This window comes from Paenibacillus sp. FSL R5-0928 (genome assembly GCF_037970385.1).
Classification (GTDB): Bacteria; Bacillota; Bacilli; order Paenibacillales; family Paenibacillaceae; genus Paenibacillus_AQ; species Paenibacillus_AQ odorifer.
The window spans coordinates 5,906,635-5,924,240 of record NZ_CP150225.1 but is presented as its reverse complement, the minus strand read 5'-3'; the positions used below and the strand labels follow the sequence as shown (position 1 = coordinate 5,924,240).

The window sequence follows — 17,606 nt, the reverse complement described above, 5'->3', positions numbered from 1 at the left end:
AAGGAGCGAGGATGATGATGAACAACAATGAATTTATTATGCCTGCACCACCGCTACCTCTGACACCTCCAGAGGAAGAAAAGCTTCGTGGTCGTCTGAGTGGTTTTAAGGGCGGATATGATGAGGGATATTTACGGGGGCGGCTTGCGATTTTGGATGGTCGGCCAGAAGAAGTATTTCCCGTACGGAATATTCATGTAATGTATGTGGCTTCTGGTAAAGGATATCCCTACTCTCCATTAGACGATGCAGTCCTCTACGCGCTGCAAAAATTAACCGCACAAGTCACGATAACAGATGTACGTCAAAACTTAGTGGAGTTAGCCGCCGCGCAAAGACCGGATCTGGTACTTGTGCTGGACGGTATGGATTTACCGCTTGAGCAGATCTCCGTTCTTCGGGCTAGCGGGATTAAGACAGCCATTTGGCTTACAGATGATCCTTATTACACTGATTTTACAGTTAAAATTGTGGCGCATTACGATTTTGTGTTCACACTTGAGCGTAATTGTATTGATTTTTATAAGGGACTTGGCTGCCCTGAAGTTCATTATCTTCCTTTTGCCGCTCACCGCGAGCATTACCGTCCAACTACAACACGTTCACCATTGAATCGCGAAGTTAGTTTTATTGGCTCTGCCTATTGGAACCGGGTTAATTTCTTCCGTGAGATTCTTCCGGATTTGATGAACTATAACACGGTGATTAATGGCATCTGGTGGGATCGTCTGCCTGAAGCAGCGCTTTATGGAGATCGAATTGAGATCGGCAAATGGATGTCACCACAAGAAACCGCGGTAGCTTACAGCGGATCCAAAATCGTCATCAACCTCCACCGCTCGCACATTGATGAAGTAGTGAACAACAATACGCTTTCGATTCCGGCGGTATCTCCTAATCCGCGTACTTTTGAAATCGCGGCAACGGGTACGCTGCAATTAGTGGATGCCAGAGATGATATGGGATCCTTTTACAAACCTGGTGAAGAAATTGAGACTTTTGCAAGCCCTCAAGAAATGATGGATAAAATCCGTTATTACCTGACTCATGAGGAAGAACGCCGTGCGATAGCCCTGCGCGCTTTTGAACGGACGCTTAAGGATCACACCTACACTAAACGTATACACCAGCTGTTAACAGTAATTTACGGCTAGGTCATATGCCCGAAAATGGAATGGAAATGTGCGCTTACCAGGGGACAGGTGTCGTGCCGGCATCTGTTTTTCCTCGATATACTGTAGAACCGAACCTCAGCTTATGCCTGTGGCCTGATGAAAAGAAGCAACGTCTGGAGCGGGCTTGTATAGCGGAGCGGAAGCGACTGGCTAGATTCGAGAGCAGAGTGGAAGCGAAGGGGCGAAGCTCGGGAGCGAAGTGAATTGACTGACGAGATTCTAGAGCTAAGCGGAAGCGATGTTGCGAGTCACAGGAGCGACCATTTTCAAAGAGAGTTTTACTGCGAAGGATAGAACTTAGCGCAAAGTTTGTAAATTTTTTAAGGAGGTGAATGGCTGCTCCAGGCCCCTCGTTAGGGAGCGCCGAAACGCCATGGCTGACAAAGCTACAATCGTCCTCTTTTCACATGTATCCAATACACGCAGTATTACGGGAGCGGAGAAGCTATTGTTGTTTTTCGCTCAGGAGCTTTCTCCGTACTTTAATTGTATCCTCGTTGCGCCTCAGGACGGCAAGCTGACTTCTCAGGCTCGAAGCTGTGGAATAAGTGTACAGTTGCTTTCGATTCCTCTTTTATATGGAATGTACACTCCTTATGCAGGGTTGGAGGCAGATGCTCAGAAATTCCAGGAAAGCAGGGAGTACCACGAGTTAACAGACTGGCTGAATTCCCTGGGCCCGGCGTTTGTTATTACAAGTACCTGTGTGCATGCTCTGCCAGCAATGGCTGCAAAGTCACTGGGCATTCCGGTGATATGGAAAATATCAGAGACGATAACAGACAATGAATATACACCTATTAGTGTAGGGCTGATTCATCGGAATAGTGATGAGATATTAGCTATTTCACAAACAGCTGCAGCTTGCTTTCCAGAGGACGTGAGAGCGGAAAAAGTGATCCAGCTGCCTCCCTCTTGGAATGATAAAGAGATGATGATTGAGGCTTGGAGCAAGCTTCGGAGCGAACGGCGGCGGGAATTGCGGGTTAAACCGCATGAACAGCTGGTCGGTTATATTTCTTCTTTTATCAACAAGGAAAAAGGGCTAGAACATTTTGTGAAAATGGCTGTGCTTGTGCACGCGGTTCATCCAAGCTCGAAATTTGTTGTCATTGGGTCTGCTGGTGATAAAAGCTACTATGAGCGTTGTGTCCGCAAGGTGAAGCTTGAGGGACTGTACACCCGGTTTAAATTTGTTGGTTATGCTGAATGCCTTCCATCCGCTTATTGCGCCATGGATGTGCTAGTGGTTCCTAGTCTGATCCGCGAAGGCTTCGGCATGACTGCTCTGGAAGGAATGGCTTTTGGAAAACCCGTGGTCGCTTACGACTCTGGGGGTTTACGAGAAATTCTGCACGCAGCGGGCTGCGGCGAAAATCTCGTGCCAGCATCGGACATTTCCGCGCTGGCAGAAAGAGTCAACGTCTTGCTGGCGCAGCCAGGAATGGCGTTAACTATAGGCAGTCAAGCGCGGGAGCGCGTCGACGCCGTCTATGGTCCGGCGGCTTATCGGAGCCGCCTGCAGGGTCTTGCGGAGATGTGGAACCTCCGCTATTGCAGCGCACCCGCGGTGCGCGAGGCTGACAGCGTGGTGGTGGTGGAACCACCCGCTGTCCAGCCTGACTTACCCGCAGCGTCGCCGGCTTTGCCGCCGCGAAGCAAGGGCCTGCCAAGCCGCGTCGCCCGCAAGCGGCGCGGCAAAGCCCGGGCGCGCCGGCGAAGCGGGCGCCCGTTGGTTTTGCGCCGCGTTGCTCGCAAGCGGCGTAAAGGTTCTGCCCGGCGGCGCAGCACCGCCGGGGGCAAGCGCCGCCGGGCCCGCCGCGGTGGACGGCGGCGCGCGGCGTAAATGCCTCGATTGCAGCGAAGTGGCAAGCTGAGTACAAAGAGAGATAAAAATGCTCTTCATTGAGCTCAATCCAGCAACCAGAGCGCAATGAACGGTATAAGTCCCGCTAAATGAGCTCAATCCAGCAACCTGAGCCAAATGAACGGTAAAAATCCCGCAAAATGAGCTCAATCCAGTAACCAGAGCAAAATGAACGGTAAAAATCCCGCAAAAAGAGCTCAATCCAGCAACCTGAGCCAAATGAACGGTATAATTCCCGCAAAATGAGCTCAATCCAGCAACCAGAGCGCAATGAACGGTATAATTCCCGCTAAATGAGCTCAATCCAGCAACCAGAGCGCAATGAACGGTATAATTCCCGCTAAATGAGCTCAATCCAGCAACCTGAGCCAAATGAACGGTAAAAATCCCGCAAAATGAGCTCAATCCAGCAATCTGAATGCAATGAGCGGTAAAAATCCCGCAAAATGAGCTCAATCCAGCAACTTGAGCGCAATGAACGGTATAAGTCCCGAAAAAGAGCTCAATCCAGCAACCTGAGCCAAATGTACGGTAAAAATCCCGCAAAATGAGCACAATCCAGCAACCTGAACGCAATGAGCGGTATAAATCCCGCAAAATGAGCTCAATCCAGCAACCTGAGCCAAATGAACGGTATAAATCCCGCAAAAAGAGCTCAATCCAGCAACTTGAGCTAAATGAACGGTACATTTCCCGCAAAAAGAGCTCAATCCAGCAATCTGAACGCAATGAGCGGTATAAATCCCGCAAAATGAGCTCAATCCAGCAACCTGAGCCAAATGAACGGTATAATTCCCGCTAAATGAGTTCAATCCAGCAACCTGAGCCAAATGAACGGTAAAAATCCCGCTTATAGAGCTCAATCCAGCAACTTGAGCTAAATGAACGGTAGATTTCCCGCTAAATGAGCTCAATCCAGCAATCTGAGCCAAATGAACGGTAAAATCCCGCAAAATGAGCTCAATCCAGCAACCACAGAGCACAGTCCGCTGACTGAGCCAAGTCAGACTATAATTAAACAGGCAGGGGAGTGAACTCATGAAGATCATGACGATTTTAGGCACGAGACCTGAAATCATTCGCCTCAGTGTAATCATTCCGCTTCTCGACGAACATGCTGAGCGGCACATCCTGGTGCATACAGGCCAGAACTTCACCGCCAGTCTCAGCGGCATTTTCTTTGCTGAGCTGGGACTGCGGGCACCGGATTATGTGCTGCAGGATAAACAAGCAGGACTAGGCGGTCAGCTTGCCGCCATGTTCGGAGGGTTAGAAAGCATTTTACTAAAAGAACAGCCAGATCGTGTCTTGCTTCTGGGCGATACGAACAGCGCGTTATGCGCGATTTTGGCTGAACGTATGGGAATTCCGGTGGTGCATATGGAAGCGGGCAACCGTTGCTATGACCTCCAAGTACCAGAAGAGAAAAACCGCCGTGTCATCGACGCCGTTTCGACCATTAATATGCCTTATACGCAGCAGAGCAAAAGACATCTAATCAGCGAAGGTTTCCCCAGCAGGCGTATCGTGTTAACAGGAAATCCGATCCATGAGGTCATGACCCATTTTGAGCACAAAATCCAGACTAGCGACATTCTGGAGCAGCTGAAGCTTACCTCAGGACAGTATTTTCTAGTCACGGCCCACCGTGCTGAGAATGTAGACGATCCAGAGTCCCTTGTACAAATTATGTCGGGTCTTAACGCAGTGGCTGAGCATTTTGGAATTCGTTTAATATGCAGCATTCATCCTCGCACTCGCTCCAAACTTACCGAGCAATTTTCCCTTCCAATGAACCCTCTAGTTGAATTTCATGAACCTTTCGGATTTTTTGATTTTGTCTATTTGGAACAGCACGCCTTATGTGCCATCACCGACAGCGGGACTGTACAGGAGGAATGCTGCTTGATGAAAGTGCCAACAGTTACGATTCGCAGAACGACGGAACGTCCAGAAACAGTGGATTGTGGCAGCAATGTAGTCTCAGGTGTAGATCAGAAAAGTATTCTGCGCAGCGTCAAGCTGATGACGGCGCTCAATCGGGATTGGGAGGCACCGGAAGGATACATGACTCCGGATGTTTCGGTCAAGGTAGTTAAATTCTTGCTTGGAGGGAACCTGCATGTTCAATAATAAAAGGATTGTGGTCACAGGCGGAACTGGTTCCTGGGGGCATGAACTGATTAGGCAACTTCTGCCACAAAATCCTAAGGAAATCATCGTATTCTCCCGCAGTGAATCCGCTCAAGTGGCGATGAGCCGGGAGTTTGAAGATCAACGTCTCAGCTTTATCATTGGCGATATCCGTGACAAGGATGCGCTGATTGCAGCCTGCCGTGGCGTTGATTACATCTTTCATCTGGCGGCGCTCAAACATGTTCCAGTCTGTGAAGATCAGCCTTATGAAGCACTCAAAACCAATGTAGTGGGAACTCAAAATGTGATCGAAGCTGCCATTGTAAATGGCGTTGAAAAAGCAATTTACATCTCTACCGATAAGGCTGCGAACCCATCCAACTTCTATGGAATGACCAAAGCGATCGGGGAAAAATTGTTCGTTTATGCCAATCTGATTGGCTCAAACACCCGGTTCGTTACTGTACGCGGAGGTAATGTGCTCGGAACGAACGGCAGCGTCGTGCATTTGTTCATGAAGCAGATTAAGGATAAGGGTCAGGTACGCATTACGGATATGAAAATGACCCGCTTCTTTTTTACCCTACGCGATGCTATTACATTATTATTTAAAGCTTCTGAGGTTAGCTTGGGTGGAGAAATCTTCGTCATGACTATGCCTACCTGCCGAATTATCGATCTTGCTGAGGTGCTGATTGAAGCTTCCGGAGAGTCCAATGTGAGTATTGTCGAGACCGGGATTCGTCCGGGGGAGAAAATCCACGAGATTCTGATGAGCGATTTCGAAAGCTTAACTACCGTTGTCTACGATGAACAGTATCTAGTAATTCTCCCTACGCTGAACATGCCGGAATTAAAGGCACATTATAGCGCTTATCCTCATGTCTCTTTCAATAGCTTCAGTTCAGAGACGAATCTGATGGATCGGGAAGAGATCAAAAGCATCTTGATCCGGGGAGGGTTCCTGCAATGAAGCTGCTTATCCTAGGTGGAAACGGTATGGCGGGGCATATGCTGGCGGATTATTTTCGCCGCCAGGGCAAGCATCACGTCTTCCATACAACCCGGGATAAGAGCGATCTTGGCGGGCTGTATGTAGATGCGAACGATATAGCCGGAGTTGAGAAGCTGGTCGATATCGTTTCCCCTCATTGCATTATCAATGCAATGGGGGTTCTCAATCAATTCGCGGAGCGTGACAAAATTGGGGCTTACCACGTGAATGGCTTTCTCCCTCATCACTTGTGGCGAAAGGCGGAGGATGTTCAGGCAAGGCTCATCCATATCAGTACCGACTGCGTGTTCGAAGGAACACGCGGAGGGTACACCGAAGAGGATGCTCCTGATGGAACCTCTGTATATGCAATTTCGAAAAGCCTCGGTGAGGTGCAAAAACCCGGGCATCTTACGATTCGCACTTCCATTATTGGCCCCGAAATCCGCTCAGGCGGTATTGGTCTGATGGATTGGTTCCTGGCGCAGAGTGGTAAAGTTTCAGGATACCGGCGGGTGATGTGGAACGGGGTCACAACGCTCCAATTAGCCAAAGCAGTGGATGTAATGCTGGATTCCTCCGTATCGGGGCTGATCCATTTAGCGCATCCAGAGCCAGTAAGTAAATATGAGCTGCTTCAGCATATTCAGGCGGCTTTTCATAAAGAAAATGTGGAGATCATCCCTGAGGATGAACATATTCAGGATCGTACACTAGTGAATACAAGAGCGGATGTCCTCTTGCCGCTGCCTTCATATCCTTTAATGCTGCAGGAACTGGCTGACTGGATGAAACAGTCAGAGATGTATTTATGACAGGGCAAAGACTTCTGATTACCGGAGCCGGTGGATTCACCGGGCAACATGCGGTTCGATTATTTTCGGCAGGAGGGGCTGAGGTTATCGCTGTATTGCGGCCGCAATCGACAGCTGCCTCCACTCTTTTTCCAGAAGGAGTAAAGATATATGTTTGTGATTTAAGTGACCGGAAAGCAGTAGCTGAGATGATCAAGCAAACTGCGCCGGACGCTGTCCTTCATTTGGCTGGGAAGAACTCCGTACCCGAGTCATGGCTTAATCCCTTGCTTTATATGGAGACCAATGTGATGGCCACCTTATATTTACTAGAGGCAATGCGAAGCTTGCCGAGCAGTCGGATTCTAGTGGCAGGCTCCAGACTTAAGTTCAAACCGGGTGTGGTGGCTGGGCCACCACACCCGTATAGCCTTAGCAAAACAATAGAAGAGCTGGTGTCCCTCGCTTGGGGCACCTTATTTAAACAGCCGGTTCTGCTGGCTGAGCCGTGTAATCTGATTGGTCCCGGTCCTTCCACCGGCTTCTGCTCTTTATTAGCACAGCACATTGTTCGAAGTGAAGTCCAGCCAGATGAGGAAATACCTCCATTTAAGCTCTCTTCTCGTTATGCGCTGCGTGATTTTTTAGATGTTAGAGATGCCGTTAGAGCTTATGACTACATTTTGCGTAAAGGTACAAATGGAACCATCTATCGCATCGATTCGGGGAAGCAGCGGGAACTCGGGGAGATCGCGGAGCAGCTGCTCAGTCATTCTGTAGGACCAGTGCCAATGGACTGGGGACCTGCAGATGCTGAACGGGCTATTTCAGAGATCGCAGCCACAGCCGATAAGAAGGTTCATTCAGAAGCATCAACCCCTGAGGCTGATGTGTCTTCACTGGGCTGGCGTCCGGAGATTGGGCTTAGCCAATCGTTAATGGATATTTTGAATTATTACCGAGTTAACGGGGAGGGGAGGTTGTTATGAGACCGAAGGTTTCGGTAGTGATTCCTTTTTATAATTGTCCTTATATTGAACACGCCCTGCAAAGTGCGCTCTCCCAGTCTTGGGAACCTTACGAGATCATTATTGTCGATGACGGCTCGCACGCTCATAGCAATCTAATTACACCGTATCTCTCCCGAATTCATTATTTGGGCAAAGGCAACGGGGGAACCGCCTCCGCACTGAATCACGGCATTTTGAATGCAACAGGGGACTATGTGGTCTGGCTTAGTTCAGACGATTTATTTTATCGGGATAAGATCAACAATCAGGTTCTGTTCATGGAGCAGAACCACTTGTTAATCTCCTATACCAACTTTAATTATATTAACGCTCAATCGCAGCTGGTTCAGCTGAATGCTGCGCCATTGTTTCCTAGTCACCTGGATTACTTACGTTGTTTTTTACACGGTAATCCTATTAATGGCTGTACGGTGATGTTTAAACGAGAGGTGTTTGGAGCCATAGGGCTTTTTGATGAATCACTTCCTTACACACATGATTATGACTTATGGTTCCGCGCCATTCTGAACGGATATCCACCTGTGATGTTGAATCAATCACTTACAGCTTACCGGACTCATGATGGCATGGGAACGATCAAATATTTTGATGTAATTATGGCAGAGGCAGCTGCGACCAATGCCCGCTACAAGAATTCGCTGCAGCACTTGATTTCTTCTATGGGGGGCTGAAGGTAATGTACCGGGAAATTGAAGTGAATGACTTTCTGCCAGTCTTACTGGAACAGTTGAAATTCTGCGAGAGTATTCTGGATATCGGCAGCGGCACCGGTACCCTGCTTGAACGATATGAAGCCGCAGTAGTGCTTGGATTAGAAATTCACAGGCCGTACCTGCTGCATCGTCAATATAAGTCACCTCATATTATTCCGGTACATGCAGATGCCAGTCATATGGATAAATTGTTCCTCCCCAAAACATTTTCAGCGGTTACCTTTATTGATTCAATAGAGCACTTTAATAAAAATGAAGCGAAGACACTGCTCGGGATGGCCGAAAGAATCGCCAATAACCGAGTAGTTGTATTTACCCCTCGGGGCTTTTTTCCACAGGAGGGTATGGATCATTATCATTTGCAGGGGGAGCATTATCAAAAGCACCGGAGCGGATGGGAGCCGGAGGATTTTATTGCACTGGGGTATGAGGTAACGGTACTGAAAGGCTTCCATCATGCCCAAAACCCATCGTTTCGAGAAGCGTTCGGTGAAGACCATGCACCAGTAGATGCCTTGCTTGCTTGTAAAACAGTATAAAAAGTTGAGCTCCGGGTGAAGGAGGTGAGCGCGTATGAGTGAAGAACCTAAAGTATCGGTGATCATCCCATTTTATAACTGTTCGTATGTGGATCTCGCCATCCAAAGTGTCTTGAATCAAAGCTATCCGAATATAGAACTCATTGTAGTCGACGACGGTTCTACCCTATGGCTGGAGAAGTTGACTCCCTTCCGTGACAGGATCATTTATATACAAAAGGATAATGGCGGGACGGCCTCTGCTTTGAACAAAGGGATAGAAGTGGCTACCGGAACGTATTTTGCCTGGCTCAGTGCAGATGATCAATTTCACCCGGATAAAATCAAAAACCAAATAGAAAAGCTCAAAAGTACGGGCACTTTATTTAACTATACAGCCTATTATTATATAAATGAGCAGGGAGAACGGATCTCAGATACGGTAAGTATGCTTTTTAGCAGCAGGGCCCATTTTATTGAGACTATGATGTTGGGTTGTCCGGTGAATGGGAGTACAGTTCTTCTTCATATGGATATATTTCGTGCTGTAGGAACGTTCGATGAAATGTTGTTATATACTCAAGATTATGATTTATGGCTGCGTATTTTACCGCATTTTAGCTGGTCTTATATTGAGCATCCGCAGCTTGATTATCGAGTGCATCAAGAGATGGGCTCAGTGATTCATAGTGAGGCGCAGAAAAGAGAGATAGAACTGGTACAAGCAAAACATCACGGGGTTCTATCGCATCTGCTGCTAAAGGAGAGAGGGGAATGAAATTAATATTTCCTGTTCTAACTCTATCTAGGGGCGGAGCACAACGGATGCTGGCAGAACTGGCTAATCGTCTGTCAGAGATCGGTCATGAAATTACGATCCTCTTGCCCAGCGATGGTGTCGTTGAATACGAGATAAATTGTGAATTGCGTTATGCGGCAGATGATGATTTGTCGGCCAGCGATTTTCCAGTGGGGGACGTGATTGTCTCCAACTTTTATACCACAGTCGAGGTATCGCAGCAGGCAAGTAATGAGGGGAAAGGGATTCATATTCGCTTAGCACTTTGCTACGAGCCCACTTTTTTACCTGACAATAGCCGTTCTTTTGCATCTTATAGTTTAACCAGCAATCTGCTCGTACTTTCCCGCTGGCAGCAAGAAATCGTCCAGATGAATCATGGCATTAAGGGGACAATCGTGCCCATTGGTGTGAATCCTGTTTTTAGAAACCTGAACATTCGTGAACCTGAAAATAAGCTTGTAGTTTCCGCGGTTATGCGAAAGCCGGAGGGAGGATTCTCAGGTCATCGTGAACAAGATTATTTGCTTGAACAGTTAAATCGGGTCAGAAGACTTCATCCAGAAGTTGAACTTTATTTGATTATTCCTCCTGGTGAATTTGCTGAGTCGACTACACTGCAAACTTTATTAATGGATGAAAGATATCATATAAGGACTCCTGCAAATGATACTGAACTTTGTTACCATTATAGTGAGAGTGATATTTTTGTAAGCTCAAGTACGTATGATACGGGATCGCTACCAGGCATCGAGGCTATGCGTTGTGGAGCAGCACTCGTTACTGTTTACTCCGGTGGGAATATGGAATATGGCAGGCATGGCCACAACTGCTTAATGTCCTACCGGTTTGAGAATCGGCTCGCGGATGATATCATAACCTTAATTAAAGACCCGGATTTACGCCAGCGGCTGGCTCGTAAGGGGGAGCAGGATTCACAGCATTTCACTTGGGAAAAAAGCACACAATTGTTTCAGAATGCACTGTTTGAGATCGTAGCGAGGAACTCTTAGTAATATGTCCTTAAAATATAAAAAACCTTCAGTACCACTTGAGAAGTGGCTTGAAGGTTTTTTTGCTTGATTTCGGTTAGAAGATGGCATATGAATTCATCATTTCACGAAAAGACTGCGCATACTTCTCGGTTCCGAAGCGTGAGACCATATATCCTCTTCCTTGCTGACGGAGACCCTCTCGCAGAGGAATATTGTTCATAAGCTCCAGTCCTTCGTTGACGGCAGTTGGAATATTGCCAAGCGGGTAAAATTTACCCGTGACATTATGAACAATAAAGGATCTGACACCATCGGAATCTGTACTAAGTACTGGACAAGTGCAGCAAATCGCTTCGGCAACAGCATATCCAAATCCTTCTGTAATGGAGGTGGCTAACAGGAATCCACCAGAATTGGCTATCGAGGAATAATAAATCGGCATTACATGATTAGGAATATTGGTAAAAGTACTTAGACGATCATTCAGCCCTAAGGCGTGTAGCTCCTCCTGAAAGGATTGTTTTTGATCCTCTGCTGCTAAATTAGGATCATGGAACATCCACAAATGAAGATCTGGTTTATAAAGGCGAATTTCATGGGCGATTCTCAAGTATTCCCGCCAATTTTTATTGCTCTCTAGCCGGCCTACCCAAGCGATAACCGGATTAGCCGGAGGTTCAGCAGGGATATGCTGAAAGGACTGGACATCAACAATATTCGGAATTACATAACGATGCAGCCAGGGACAGATTTCAATAAACAGCTCCAACAAATGATCGGTTGGCGGGATTAGTACCGCATTACAATAAGAACGTAAATAAGGGACAGCATCTCTGATCAGAGTTTCCGCATGACTGCGTTTTCCAAGGCCTTGAGATTCGTATATCATAATACCGCGGTAACCGAGTTCACGCAGACGTTTCAGTAATAAATAATCTGATGTAACAATAATAGCATCGTAATTATGGGTATCCAGCAAATTTTTAATTTCTTCATCTGAAGATGAGACAAATACCGGAAAATTGGTCGTATTCTGGCCTGAACCCGGCATTAGATATAAAACATGGCATTCGATCCCACTTCGCTGGAGACTTTCACATCGCAGCTTATTTAATGTCTCCACCCCGCCACTCGGTACATAAAACGTAAATAGAACTTTCATGCACAAGCCTCCTGACTTTTGCGGAGCAATACCGACTTGTTGAGATATGGCTTACTGTTTATAAGATACGCCGATCTGCACTCGCGGGTGACGGTCAAAGTGGCATAGTTCCAAATCCTTTCAGGATAGCTTGTTCTTCAGAAGGTCATCCTAACGATCGTACACTGCACACATACAACATTAGAGATGGAGGATGAATTCATGTTGCGATCCAAGATCAGTATGTCAGTCTCAGCTGCATTGCTTCTCGGCTTGGTGAGTATTACAGGGTGTGGAACCAATACGGCAGAAAAATCTAATGTGCAAACCAATAGTGTCCGGGGAGTAGATGATGGGCGTATTGGTGTAAATTCCGTACGCGGTGGCACGCATAACATCACTAAGATGGAAGTTAGTCAGGAGCTTGCAGACCGGATTGCTGCTATGCCTGAAGTCCGTTCAGCGAATGTAATGCTTGCAGGTAAAAGCGCGTATGTAGCAGTAACTTTAAATGATGCAACTGCTGGCTTGCGTGCCAAAGGGACTCCATCGTATCGGGCAAAATCTTCAACCACTCCTCACAATTATGGACCGACTGGCGTAATGTCTGGTACAGGAAGAGTGAAAATTGGCCGTGATGGAATGAATGATACTGGAGCCGTAACAAATGGTATGAACGGAGCCTTAAGAGGTACTGTAAATACAGTTCCTGGTACAACAAGTACTGGACCGGCAACCAGAAATGGAATCAATGGTATGGGTAATTTGGGAGCGGGTATGTTGGGTACAGGTACAGGTACTATGGGAACAGGTACGACAAGAAACCATACTTATAATAATGGTCCTCTGCTGAACAGCGATGGCTCGAAACATGATGTAGATATGGGGATGGGAAAAGGTATGGGAACTGGAATGGGCATGGGCATGGGCATGCGCAGTACCACTCCTAGTACCCATGACACGAATTACAGAAGTAATTCGACGCATATGTACAACACCAATAGCACGAATAACTCAAATAACACAAATAACACCATAAATACAAGAGAAACAGAAACAGTTACCAAAGCAATTAAAGATAAAATTGCTGCAGAAGTTAAAAAACATGATGCGAGAATTAAGGATGTATACGTATCAGCAAATCCTGACTTCGTGGAACGCGCTAATGTTTATGCTGAAGAGGCTCGTGCTGGTCATCCGATAAAAGGATTTGTGGATGAATTCCGTACCATGGTTGAACGAATTTTCCCAACACGTAATTATTAATGATTATTGTGATCTAAATAAAAAAGCAACAATCTCACCATCTGGAGAGAATTGTTGCTTTTTTGTTTGGAGCTAATTTTATGAAGTGGTGATTGGACGTCCGCCGATCCATACGCCGCAAATATTAAATTCAGCATCAAGGCGCAGGATATCGCCGCGTTTTCCAGCCTCCAAGGAACCAATGCTACGCTCCATTCCAATGGACGCCGCTGGCGTAAGGCTTGCAGCACGGGAGGCTTCTTCCAAGCTGAGTCCTACCTCTTGGATCAGATAACGGAAGCCGCGAATCATCGTTAGTGTGCTTCCAGCTAGAGCAGCAGGATTATCTTTAAGGGTGGCGATGCCATCTTGAACGAGTACAGGTAAATCACCAATTGTATATTCACCATCACTAAGTCCAGTTGCAGACATGGCGTCAGTAATCAGTAATAAATTGTTCTCTTTCTTGAGACGGGTCAATATAGAAATGGCTGCGGGATGAACATGAATCCCGTCGGCTATAATCTCTGCGCGAATGCGTTTATCGAACAAAATAGCTCCAGCCGCTCCAGGTTTACGGTGATGTAGGGGTGTCATCGCATTGAACATATGCACAGCTTGGTTAAGTCCAGCATCTGCTGCGGCAATAACCTCTTCAAAGGAAGCATCCGTATGCCCGAGCGCTGCAGTTATACCGTGCTTGCGCAGCCAGAGAATAGCTTCGAGGGCACCTTCACGTTCCGGAGCAAGCGTGACTTGCCGGATCATTCCTGGATAATCGTTCTCCCATTGTGCTAGCCACTCAATATTGGCAGGAACAATATGCTCTGGATTTTGTGCGCCGGACCATTTCGGGCTGATGAAGGGTCCTTCCAGATGCATGCCTGCAATTTGTGTGTAAGGCATTTCAGCAGCACGATAAGCGCTGACTTCGGAGAATACTTGGTCAATAGCAGACTTGGAAGCGGTCATAGTTGTAGCCAGCATTGTTGTTGTTCCTTGGGAACTATGGAACTTAGTGATGGCATTCAGCGATTCAGTATCACTGTACATAAAGTCGTGGCCAGCTCCACCATGAACATGTACATCTACAAATCCGGGGATCAGAAGATCCGTTGCTTGACCACTGGCAGGCCAATGAGCGTAACGCTCTGGGAGCCAAGCCGCATCGCCAGCATAGTGGATCTGCTCTCCAGATACGGCAATCACACCATGCTCAATTAAACCTTGGGGAGTCAGTACCTTACCGAACAGCAACTGTTCTAGTTCTTTATTTATTTCAGCCATTTGCCTGCTCCTTCATCTACGAGAACGATTACATTTGGATGGCTCTGCAGCAAGGATGCAGGGCATTGGGTTGTAATCGGGCCTTCAACAGCATTGCGGATGGCTTCAGCTTTGCCGGCACCACGAACTAATAAGAGAATTTGGCGTGCTTTTAGGATGCCTCCAATGCCCATTGTGATCGCTTGCCGAGGTACCTCGTCCAAACTGTCGAAGAATCTGGCATTCGCTTCCCGGGTATCATCAAGCAGGTCAACGACATGGGTTTTGCTGCTGAGGTTAGCATCGGGTTCGTTGAATCCAATGTGGCCGTTGCTGCCAATACCGAGAATCTGCAAGTCAACGGGTCCGTTTTCTTCCAGCATTTTATCGTATGCAAGGCATTCTGCTTCCATATCCGCTGCGTTTCCGTTAGGGATATGTGTCTGTCCTGGATCAATATCTATATGGTTAAATAATTGCTCGTTCATGAAACTGCGATAGCTCTGTGGATGGTCGACAGGCAAGCCAATATACTCATCCAGATTAAAGGAAGTTGCTTTAGAGAAACTCACAAGTCCTTTTTGGTGCATTTCAACCAATTTGGCATAAACACCAACTGGGGAGCTTCCGGTCGCAAGACCGAGCACGGCTTTAGGATTGCTTTGCAGTAGGCTGGCGATAAGATTCGCACCCGTTTGTACGAAATCTTCATCACTATGGAACTTTAGAATATTCATTAGGATTGTCCTCCTCGTTTGTTTCGGTATTGTTGGACATTGAGATAAGATTGCTCCAGTCTAGGAATAAAATCCCCAAAACGGGTGCTGACCATTCCAGTGAACAAAATATCAATGATGTGAAGCTGAGCTATGCGTGAGGCCATGTCTCCCCGGCGCATACCTTTCTCTAAAGATGAGGAGAATAGGGGGATATCCGCCAGAGTAGCCAAGGTGCTGCTGCCATAAGAGGTTAGTGCGATAGTGCTTGCTCCGCTAGCCTTCGCACACATCAAGGCATCAATGGTCTCGGGAGTCTCTCCCGAATAGGATACTGCGAACACGACATCACCTTCGGAGAGTGATGAAGCAGAGGTAATCTGCATATGGGAATCAGCAAAAGCAGTGCAATTTACGCCTATGCGGATCAGCTTCTGATAGAAATCCTGAGCAACAATGGAAGAGGTCGCCATCCCGTATAGATCAACGCGGCGTGCTTGGCACAATAAATTAACTGCTGCCTGCAGTCGCTCCAGATCTAACAGGGAAGTAGTGTCCCTGATGGAGGTCAGATGGTTCGTCTGCATCGCTTCCACAATCACGGAGAGTGGGTTGCCTGCTACAATATCTTGATAAGAAGAGCCACCATCCTGCGGCGCGGCATCACTATGAGCAATTTCTGCTGCCAGCTTCACCTTGAAGTCGGGGAAGCCTTTAAAATGAAGCACCTTACAGAAACGTGTGATCGTTGCCGGGCTTATTCCGCATTGTTCTGCTAATTCTGTAATGCCCATATGAACGATTTCGCCTGGTGAGGAGAGAATTCGTTCAGCCAGCTTTCGTTCCATTTGAGAGAGCTTGGCCTTCTCATGCTCGAGTGCGTGCAGTATTGGGGACATCCATTCATCCACCTCGTTTCAATGGGGTATTGAAATTATTTTTATAATTATTAACTAAATGTAGAAAATTATTTTCATACTTAGGATAAAACAAATTCCATTCGGAAGCAAGGGATAAAAATGAATACTAGAGGGGAATATGCAAAAATAAAAAACGGCCTACTCGCAGAAGGCTGCAAAGTGGACCGTTAAATGATGTAATTACGGAGATATAAGATAAAAGGGATGCTATACTGTATTGCGTTCTATAATACGGTACTCAAGCTTGCGGTGAACGGGTTGTCCATCATTTCGCTGGATCTGATCATAGATAATCTGAAAAGCGGATATGCCCATTTCAGTTAACTGATTATCTACAGTGGTCAGACCTAACGTTCGGCCGATAGGCTGATCATCAAATCCGATGACGGCCAGATCCTCAGGAATGCGGATACCCTTTTTCCAAGCTTCGATGATTAAACCAGCCGCTATATGATCGCCTGCTGAAATAATCAGGGCATCAGGACGATTCTTCATCTGCAGCAGTTGGTGTAGTACGCGGGCACCGTCCTCTTCGGTCACACAGTTATAGATCATCCATTCATCAATGTAAGGATGATCTGTAGCCGCCAGAAAGTCTCTAAAGGCAATTTGTCGGATAGAGCTGCTGCTGCCGTATGGTCTTCCTTCACAGTAGCCAATATGGCGGTAACCTTTATCATTCAAATATTGAAGGCCGCTGCGAAAAGCAGAATAATGCTCAATATATACAGAAGAAAATTGGCGTTCTCCTCTATCCTGACATACCACAATAGGGCCATAAGCTGTATATTCTTCAATAGCTTCTGAGCTCATTGTTGAAGAGACCATAACCACACCGTCAATTTCTTTATTGCGCAGCATCTCAAGCACCTTAATTTCTTCTTCAGTACGATAATCGGTTTGGCACAGAACGAGCCGGTATTGAGCCAGCAGTGCTTCTTGAGCCAAGCCTGCTATAATGACTGAGAAATAAAATAAGTTGGTATACGGAATAATAACAGCTATAGCTTGAGTCCGCCCAGTGATCAGATGCACAGCGTTCATATTACGCGTGTAGTTTAATTTTTCAATTGTAGTTAGAACTGCGGTTCGTTTGACTTCACTTACATAAGGGTGATTATTGAGCACCCGCGAGACTGTTGTCACGGAAACACCAGCCATACGGGCAATTTCTTTAATATTAGCCATTAGAGTACAACAGCCTCCCTTTGGTGCTTGTGTATAGTCATTTTATTTTATCATATTGTCCGCAAATAACCTCCCAAATAAAAAGCTTGCTATGGAATCCATTTCATA

The 17,606-nt window shown here is 46.7% G+C and carries 18 protein-coding genes; 12 read left to right on the top strand and 6 right to left on the bottom strand.

Going from position 1 to position 17,606, the window contains the following annotated elements:
• Nucleotides 1-38: 38 nt before the first annotated feature.
• The 3 genes from MKZ16_RS26760 to MKZ16_RS26750 all read left to right on the top strand — a co-directional run bounded on the left by MKZ16_RS26760 (nucleotide 39) and on the right by MKZ16_RS26750 (nucleotide 3,021).
• A complete protein-coding gene (locus MKZ16_RS26760; protein ID WP_036679773.1) occupies nucleotides 39-1,154 on the top strand; it encodes a glycosyltransferase in 1,116 nt (371 codons plus the stop codon).
• 26 nt (nucleotides 1,155-1,180) lie between these two features.
• Nucleotides 1,181-1,378 (top strand): hypothetical protein, encoded by a 198-nt coding sequence (locus MKZ16_RS26755; RefSeq protein WP_141118501.1) that lies wholly within the window; start codon nucleotides 1,181-1,183, stop codon nucleotides 1,376-1,378.
• 170 nt (nucleotides 1,379-1,548) lie between these two features.
• Nucleotides 1,549-3,021: a glycosyltransferase gene (locus MKZ16_RS26750; RefSeq protein WP_076103699.1), complete on the top strand. Its 1,473-nt coding sequence runs from the start codon at nucleotides 1,549-1,551 to the stop codon at nucleotides 3,019-3,021.
• A gap of 473 nt (nucleotides 3,022-3,494) precedes the next feature.
• Here the strand turns inward: MKZ16_RS26750 and MKZ16_RS26745 are convergent, their stop codons facing one another.
• Entirely contained in the window at nucleotides 3,495-4,091 is a 597-nt protein-coding gene (locus MKZ16_RS26745; protein ID WP_076103698.1) for a hypothetical protein, read from the bottom strand.
• Between MKZ16_RS26745 and wecB the strand changes: the two genes are divergently transcribed.
• Genes wecB through MKZ16_RS26705 form a run of 8 tightly spaced genes read left to right on the top strand, consistent with a single transcriptional unit; the run spans nucleotide 4,081 to nucleotide 11,040 of the window.
• On the top strand, nucleotides 4,081-5,175 hold the full coding sequence (gene wecB / locus MKZ16_RS26740) for a UDP-N-acetylglucosamine 2-epimerase (non-hydrolyzing) (RefSeq protein ID WP_076103696.1): 1,095 nt from the start codon (nucleotides 4,081-4,083) through the stop codon (nucleotides 5,173-5,175). The genes MKZ16_RS26745 and wecB overlap by 11 nt on opposite strands.
• Nucleotides 5,165-6,151 (top strand): polysaccharide biosynthesis protein, encoded by a 987-nt coding sequence (locus MKZ16_RS26735; protein ID WP_036679704.1) that lies wholly within the window; start codon nucleotides 5,165-5,167, stop codon nucleotides 6,149-6,151. Before wecB ends, MKZ16_RS26735 begins: the two co-directional genes overlap by 11 nt.
• Nucleotides 6,148-6,987, top strand: a complete 840-nt coding sequence (locus MKZ16_RS26730; protein ID WP_076103694.1) for an SDR family oxidoreductase — start codon at nucleotides 6,148-6,150, stop codon at nucleotides 6,985-6,987. The genes MKZ16_RS26735 and MKZ16_RS26730 overlap by 4 nt, the downstream gene beginning before the upstream one ends.
• Nucleotides 6,984-7,955: an NAD-dependent epimerase/dehydratase family protein gene (locus MKZ16_RS26725; RefSeq protein WP_036679701.1), complete on the top strand. Its 972-nt coding sequence runs from the start codon at nucleotides 6,984-6,986 to the stop codon at nucleotides 7,953-7,955. The genes MKZ16_RS26730 and MKZ16_RS26725 overlap by 4 nt, the downstream gene beginning before the upstream one ends.
• On the top strand, nucleotides 7,952-8,668 hold the full coding sequence (locus MKZ16_RS26720) for a glycosyltransferase (RefSeq protein ID WP_036679699.1): 717 nt from the start codon (nucleotides 7,952-7,954) through the stop codon (nucleotides 8,666-8,668). The genes MKZ16_RS26725 and MKZ16_RS26720 overlap by 4 nt, the downstream gene beginning before the upstream one ends.
• A 5-nt stretch (nucleotides 8,669-8,673) precedes the next feature.
• Nucleotides 8,674-9,249: a class I SAM-dependent methyltransferase gene (locus MKZ16_RS26715; protein WP_036679697.1), complete on the top strand. Its 576-nt coding sequence runs from the start codon at nucleotides 8,674-8,676 to the stop codon at nucleotides 9,247-9,249.
• A gap of 34 nt (nucleotides 9,250-9,283) precedes the next feature.
• Nucleotides 9,284-10,006 (top strand): glycosyltransferase, encoded by a 723-nt coding sequence (locus MKZ16_RS26710; RefSeq protein WP_036679696.1) that lies wholly within the window; start codon nucleotides 9,284-9,286, stop codon nucleotides 10,004-10,006.
• Nucleotides 10,003-11,040, top strand: a complete 1,038-nt coding sequence (locus MKZ16_RS26705; protein WP_036679694.1) for a glycosyltransferase family 4 protein — start codon at nucleotides 10,003-10,005, stop codon at nucleotides 11,038-11,040. Before MKZ16_RS26710 ends, MKZ16_RS26705 begins: the two co-directional genes overlap by 4 nt.
• A gap of 76 nt (nucleotides 11,041-11,116) precedes the next feature.
• On the opposite strand, the gene MKZ16_RS26700 is transcribed toward MKZ16_RS26705, so the two are convergent.
• Nucleotides 11,117-12,184: a glycosyltransferase family 4 protein gene (locus tag MKZ16_RS26700; RefSeq protein ID WP_036679693.1), complete on the bottom strand. Its 1,068-nt coding sequence runs from the start codon at nucleotides 12,182-12,184 to the stop codon at nucleotides 11,117-11,119.
• Nucleotides 12,185-12,385: 201 nt separating this feature from the next.
• On the opposite strand from MKZ16_RS26700, the gene MKZ16_RS26695 reads away from it, so the two are divergent.
• Complete coding sequence (locus MKZ16_RS26695; RefSeq protein ID WP_076103692.1) at nucleotides 12,386-13,429, top strand: YhcN/YlaJ family sporulation lipoprotein; 1,044 nt, start codon at nucleotides 12,386-12,388, stop codon at nucleotides 13,427-13,429.
• A 78-nt stretch (nucleotides 13,430-13,507) separates the two neighbouring features.
• Here the strand turns inward: MKZ16_RS26695 and nagA are convergent, their stop codons facing one another.
• From nagA to MKZ16_RS26675, 4 genes are all read right to left on the bottom strand, one after another.
• On the bottom strand, nucleotides 13,508-14,695 hold the full coding sequence (gene nagA, locus MKZ16_RS26690; RefSeq protein WP_036679691.1) for an N-acetylglucosamine-6-phosphate deacetylase: 1,188 nt from the start codon (nucleotides 14,693-14,695) through the stop codon (nucleotides 13,508-13,510).
• Entirely contained in the window at nucleotides 14,683-15,411 is a 729-nt protein-coding gene (gene nagB, locus MKZ16_RS26685; protein WP_036679689.1) for a glucosamine-6-phosphate deaminase, read from the bottom strand. Before nagB ends, nagA begins: the two co-directional genes overlap by 13 nt.
• Nucleotides 15,411-16,289: a MurR/RpiR family transcriptional regulator gene (locus MKZ16_RS26680; protein ID WP_036679688.1), complete on the bottom strand. Its 879-nt coding sequence runs from the start codon at nucleotides 16,287-16,289 to the stop codon at nucleotides 15,411-15,413. Before MKZ16_RS26680 ends, nagB begins: the two co-directional genes overlap by 1 nt.
• Before the next feature lie 228 nt (nucleotides 16,290-16,517).
• Nucleotides 16,518-17,498, bottom strand: a complete 981-nt coding sequence (locus MKZ16_RS26675; protein ID WP_076103691.1) for a LacI family DNA-binding transcriptional regulator — start codon at nucleotides 17,496-17,498, stop codon at nucleotides 16,518-16,520.
• Between the last annotated feature and the right edge of the window lie 108 nt (nucleotides 17,499-17,606).

Excerpts from the sequence above, each read along its gene's own strand:
- MKZ16_RS26710 (WP_036679696.1), top strand. The coding sequence starts at position 9,284 with ATGAGTGAAGAACCTAAAGTATCGGTGATCATCCCATTTTATAACTGT.
- nagB (WP_036679689.1), bottom strand. The coding sequence starts at position 15,411 with ATGAATATTCTAAAGTTCCATAGTGATGAAGATTTCGTACAAACGGGT.
- MKZ16_RS26695 (WP_076103692.1), top strand. The coding sequence starts at position 12,386 with ATGTTGCGATCCAAGATCAGTATGTCAGTCTCAGCTGCATTGCTTCTC.
- MKZ16_RS26715 (WP_036679697.1), top strand. The coding sequence starts at position 8,674 with ATGTACCGGGAAATTGAAGTGAATGACTTTCTGCCAGTCTTACTGGAA.
- MKZ16_RS26700 (WP_036679693.1), bottom strand. The coding sequence starts at position 12,184 with ATGAAAGTTCTATTTACGTTTTATGTACCGAGTGGCGGGGTGGAGACA.
- wecB (WP_076103696.1), top strand. The coding sequence starts at position 4,081 with ATGAAGATCATGACGATTTTAGGCACGAGACCTGAAATCATTCGCCTC.
- MKZ16_RS26750 (WP_076103699.1), top strand. The coding sequence starts at position 1,549 with ATGGCTGACAAAGCTACAATCGTCCTCTTTTCACATGTATCCAATACA.
- MKZ16_RS26755 (WP_141118501.1), top strand. The coding sequence starts at position 1,181 with ATGTGCGCTTACCAGGGGACAGGTGTCGTGCCGGCATCTGTTTTTCCT.
- MKZ16_RS26735 (WP_036679704.1), top strand. The coding sequence starts at position 5,165 with ATGTTCAATAATAAAAGGATTGTGGTCACAGGCGGAACTGGTTCCTGG.
- MKZ16_RS26675 (WP_076103691.1), bottom strand. The coding sequence starts at position 17,498 with ATGGCTAATATTAAAGAAATTGCCCGTATGGCTGGTGTTTCCGTGACA.
- MKZ16_RS26725 (WP_036679701.1), top strand. The coding sequence starts at position 6,984 with ATGACAGGGCAAAGACTTCTGATTACCGGAGCCGGTGGATTCACCGGG.
- MKZ16_RS26745 (WP_076103698.1), bottom strand. The coding sequence starts at position 4,091 with ATGATCTTCATGAGTTCACTCCCCTGCCTGTTTAATTATAGTCTGACT.
- MKZ16_RS26730 (WP_076103694.1), top strand. The coding sequence starts at position 6,148 with ATGAAGCTGCTTATCCTAGGTGGAAACGGTATGGCGGGGCATATGCTG.
- MKZ16_RS26720 (WP_036679699.1), top strand. The coding sequence starts at position 7,952 with ATGAGACCGAAGGTTTCGGTAGTGATTCCTTTTTATAATTGTCCTTAT.
- MKZ16_RS26680 (WP_036679688.1), bottom strand. The coding sequence starts at position 16,289 with ATGTCCCCAATACTGCACGCACTCGAGCATGAGAAGGCCAAGCTCTCT.
- MKZ16_RS26705 (WP_036679694.1), top strand. The coding sequence starts at position 10,003 with ATGAAATTAATATTTCCTGTTCTAACTCTATCTAGGGGCGGAGCACAA.
- MKZ16_RS26760 (WP_036679773.1), top strand. The coding sequence starts at position 39 with ATGCCTGCACCACCGCTACCTCTGACACCTCCAGAGGAAGAAAAGCTT.
- nagA (WP_036679691.1), bottom strand. The coding sequence starts at position 14,695 with ATGGCTGAAATAAATAAAGAACTAGAACAGTTGCTGTTCGGTAAGGTA.